Genomic DNA, 3,859 nt, shown 5'->3' with positions numbered 1-3,859 from the left:
CCGCGCGGCGCTGCTCCCGGGCCTCCTCCTTGGTCAGCGCGCGGGCCGGGGCGGTCGGCCGGCGACCGGCGGCCGGGCGCTTCGGAGTGGTCTGCCCGAGCTCCTTCTTGCTGGGCGTGTAGCCCCGGGAGCGGGCAGCGGCGGACTCCTCGTCGGTCGTCACCGTGGTGACGGAATCCTCGACGAGGTCGGCGGGCTTGCGACGAAACAACGACGGCACGCCGGCAAGGGTAGCCAAACGCGTCGACCCGGTGCACACGCGGTGCACCGGGCCGACGGGAAAGTGTGGTCAGGGACGCTCGACGTGCGCGCCCAGGTCGGCCAGCTTGGCCTCGAAGTCCTCGTAGCCGCGGTTGATCAGGTCCACGCCGTACACCCGGGAGGTGCCCTCGGCGGCCAGCGCCGCGATGAGGTGGCTGAAGCCGGCCCGCAGGTCCGGGATGACCAGGTCGGCCGCGTGCAGCTTGCTCGGGCCGGCGATCACCGCGGAGTGCTTGAAGTTGCGCCGGCCGAAGCGGCACGGGGTGCCGCCGAGGCAGTCCCGGTAGACCTGGATGTTGGCGCCCATCGTGTTCAGCGCCTCGGTGTAGCCGAGCCGCTGCTCGTAGACCGTCTCGTGGACGATCGACAGGCCCCGGGCCTGGGTGAGCGCGACCACCAGGGGCTGCTGCCAGTCGGTCATGAAGCCGGGGTGCACGTCGGTCTCCAGGGCGACCGCGTTCAGTTCGCCGCCCGGGTGCCAGAACCGGATCCCGCCCTCCTGGCCGGCGCTGCCGCCGCGCGGCGGGCGCAGGTCGGTGACCTCGTACTCGCCGCCGACCGACCGGAAGATGTTCAGGAAGGTCATCATGTCGGCCTGCTGGGCGCCCAGCACCTCGACGTGGCCGCGGGTGGCCAGCGCCGCCGCCGCCCAGCTCGCCGCCTCGATCCGGTCCGGGATCGGCCGGTGGGTGTAGCCGTGCAGCTTCTTCACGCCCTGGATCTCGATCACCCGGTCGGTGTGGACCTTGATGATCGCGCCCATCTTCTGCAGCACGCAGATGAGGTCGATGATCTCCGGCTCGACCGCCGCGTTGCGCAGCTCGGTGACGCCCTCGGCCATCACCGCGGTGAGCAGCACCTGCTCGGTGGCGCCCACGCTCGGGTACGGCAGCGCGAACTTGGTGCCGTGCAGCCCGTTCGGGGCGGACAGGTGCAGCCCCTCCGGGGTCTTGTCGACCGTGGCGCCGAACTCGCGCAGCGCCTGGAGGTGGAAGTCGATCGGGCGCGGGCCGATGTGGCAGCCGCCCAGGTCGGGGATGAAGGCGTGGCCGAGCCGGTGCAGCAGCGGGCCGCAGAACAGGATCGGGATCCGGCTGGACCCGGCGTGCACGTTGATCTGGTCGGTGCTGGCGCTCTCGACGTTGGAGGGGTCGAAGACCAGCTCGCCCTCCTCGTCACCGTCGCTGACCTTGACGCCGTGCAGGCCGAGCAGGCCGCGGACCACCTCGACGTCGCGGATCCGAGGCACGTCGAACAGCCGGCTGGGTGTGTCGCCGAGCAGGGCGGCCACCATCGCCTTGGACACGAGGTTCTTCGCGCCGCGCACGCGGATCCGCCCTTCGAGCGGCGTGCCTCCGTGTACGACCAGGACGTCGTCGGTCAACGCAACCTCCAGCGCGTTGGGTGTTGCCGTGTAGGTGGGGGGCGTGCGAAGTACATCGCTACCCGGAACGCGGTCGCAGGAAAACGGCCCGCGTGTGTCGTCGCCCCGGGCAGCATAGCCCTCCGTGACGAGAATGGAATCGGTCACATCGCCAGCGAGGGCACGAACCGGGGTGTCCGGTGCGTTTCCGTGCCAGCGGGGTGACCGAGGGTGATCAGGCCCCCGGGAGGGCGAGCATCTGGTCCAGAGCCGCCCGGGCGTGTCGGGCCGTGTCGGGGTCGACCGTGATCTGGTTGACCACGCGGCCCGCGACCAGCTCCTCCAGTGCCCAGACCAGGTGCGGCAGGTCGATCCGGTTCATCGTCGAGCAGTAGCAGACCGCCCGGTCGAGGAACATGATCTGCTTGTCCGGGTGGGCCAGGGCGAGCCGGCGGACCAGGTTCAGCTCGGTGCCCACCGCCCACGCCGAGCCGGCCGGGGCCGCCTCGATCGTCCTGATGATGAACTCGGTCGAGCCGACCAGGTCGGCCGCGTTCACCACCTCGTGCCGGCACTCCGGGTGCACCAGCACGTTCACGCCCGGCACCCGCTCGCGTACGTCGTTCACGCTGTCCAGCGTGAAGCGGCCGTGCACCGAGCAGTGGCCGCGCCACAGGATCATCTTCGCGTCCCGCAGCTGCTCCGGAGTCAGCCCGCCGTTCGGCTTGTGCGGGTCGTAGAGCACGCAGTCGTCGAGCGAGAAGCCCATCTCCAGCACGGCGGTGTTGCGGCCCAGGTGCTGGTCGGGCAGGAACAGCACCTTGCGGCCCTGCTCGAACGCCCAGTCCAGGGCGCGCTTGGCGTTGGACGAGGTGCACACCACCCCGCCGTTGCGGCCGACGAAGCCCTTGATGTCGGCCGAGGAGTTCATGTAGGTCACCGGGACCGTGTCGGCGGCGACGCCCAGATCGGTAAGCGTGTCCCAGGCGGCCTCGACCTGTGTCAGCACGGCCATGTCGGCCATCGAGCAGCCGGCGGCGAGGTCGGGCAGGATCACCTTCTGCGCGTCCGAGGTGAGGATGTCGGCGCTCTCGGCCATGAAGTGCACGCCGCAGAAGACGATGTACTCCGCGTCGGGCCGGGCCGCGGCCTCCCGGGCCAGCTTGAACGAGTCGCCGGTCACGTCGGCGAACTGGATCACCTCGTCGCGCTGGTAGTGGTGGCCCAGCACGAACACCTTCGTGCCGAGCGCGGCCTTCGCCGCCGCCGCGCGGGCCACCAGGTCGGGGTCGCTCGGCGCGGGGAGGTCACCCGGACACTCCACGCCACGTTCGGTGGCGGGATCGCTGCCGCGGCCGAGGAGCAGCAGCGCAGTGGCGGTGTTGGAGGGCTCAACCCAGGTCGAAGTCACGCCCCCATGGTCCCACAGGGCGGCCGCCGCGCAGCCACCACCGATGTGGCCTGCCACACTGCTCGGCATGCGCGTGCTGTTCTGCCCGGACAAGTTCGCCGGCACGCTCCCGGCCCCGGAGGTCGCCGCCGCGGCGGCCGAGGGCTGGCGCAGCGTCGCCCCCGACGACGAGCTGCTGCTGCGACCCCTCGCCGACGGCGGACCCGGGTTCGTCGCCGTGCTCGCCGAGGCGCTCGGCGGGCGCCGGCTGCCGGTGCCCACGGTCGACCCGCTCGGCCGCCCGGCCGCCGGTGAGATCCTGCTCACCGACGACGGCGTGGCCTACCTGGAGAGCGCCCAGGCGTGCGGCCTGCACCTGCTGTCGGCCGCCGAGCGCGACCCGAAGGCGACCACCTCGTACGGGCTGGGCCTGCTCGTCGCCGCCGCGGTCGAGGCGGGCGCGCGGACCGTGGTGGTCGGGCTGGGCGGCTCGGCCACCAACGACGGGGGCGCCGGGATGCTCGTCCCGCTCGGCGTGACACCGCTCGACGGGGCCGGACGGGCCCTGCCGTACGGGGGCGCGGCGCTCGCGGTCGTGGCCGGGCTCGACGGCGCTCCCCGGTTGCGCGGCGCGGCGCTGGTCGCCGCCACCGACGTGGACAACCCGCTGCTCGGGCTGCACGGCGCGAGCAGCGTCTTCGGGCCGCAGAAGGGCGCCACCCGGGCGGACGTGCTGCTGCTCGACGCCGCGCTGGAACGCTGGGCCGACGTGCTTGTCGAGCGGCTGCCCGGCTGCCCGTCCGGGCTCGGTGCGCTGCCCGGCGGCGGCGCCGCCGGCGGACTCG

General features: G+C 72.6%; 3 protein-coding genes and 1 pseudogene. 1 reads left to right on the top strand and 3 read right to left on the bottom strand.

Going from position 1 to position 3,859, the window contains the following annotated elements; genetic code table 11:
* The 3 genes and pseudogenes from HUW36_RS27615 to nadA all read right to left on the bottom strand — a co-directional run.
* Nucleotides 1-220: pseudogene (locus tag HUW36_RS27615) on the bottom strand (DUF3043 domain-containing protein); the annotation flags it as partial.
* A 69-nt stretch (nucleotides 221-289) separates the two neighbouring features.
* Nucleotides 290-1,645, bottom strand: coding sequence for a UDP-N-acetylglucosamine 1-carboxyvinyltransferase (gene murA, locus HUW36_RS27610; RefSeq protein ID WP_174530815.1), 1,356 nt, complete (start codon nucleotides 1,643-1,645; stop codon nucleotides 290-292).
* Between the two features lie 214 nt (nucleotides 1,646-1,859).
* Complete coding sequence (gene nadA, locus HUW36_RS27605) at nucleotides 1,860-3,035, bottom strand: quinolinate synthase NadA (RefSeq protein WP_174530814.1); 1,176 nt, start codon at nucleotides 3,033-3,035, stop codon at nucleotides 1,860-1,862.
* A gap of 43 nt (nucleotides 3,036-3,078) precedes the next feature.
* On the opposite strand from nadA, the gene HUW36_RS27600 reads away from it, so the two are divergent.
* Nucleotides 3,079-3,859: glycerate kinase (locus tag HUW36_RS27600; protein ID WP_174530813.1), on the top strand; the 781-nt coding region annotated here is incomplete at its 3' end.

This window comes from Micromonospora maritima, assembly GCF_902825405.1.
Taxonomy (GTDB): domain Bacteria; phylum Actinomycetota; class Actinomycetes; order Mycobacteriales; family Micromonosporaceae; genus Micromonospora; species Micromonospora maritima.
The sequence above is the reverse complement of the archived record's forward strand: the minus strand, read 5'-3'. Positions and strand labels throughout refer to the sequence as shown.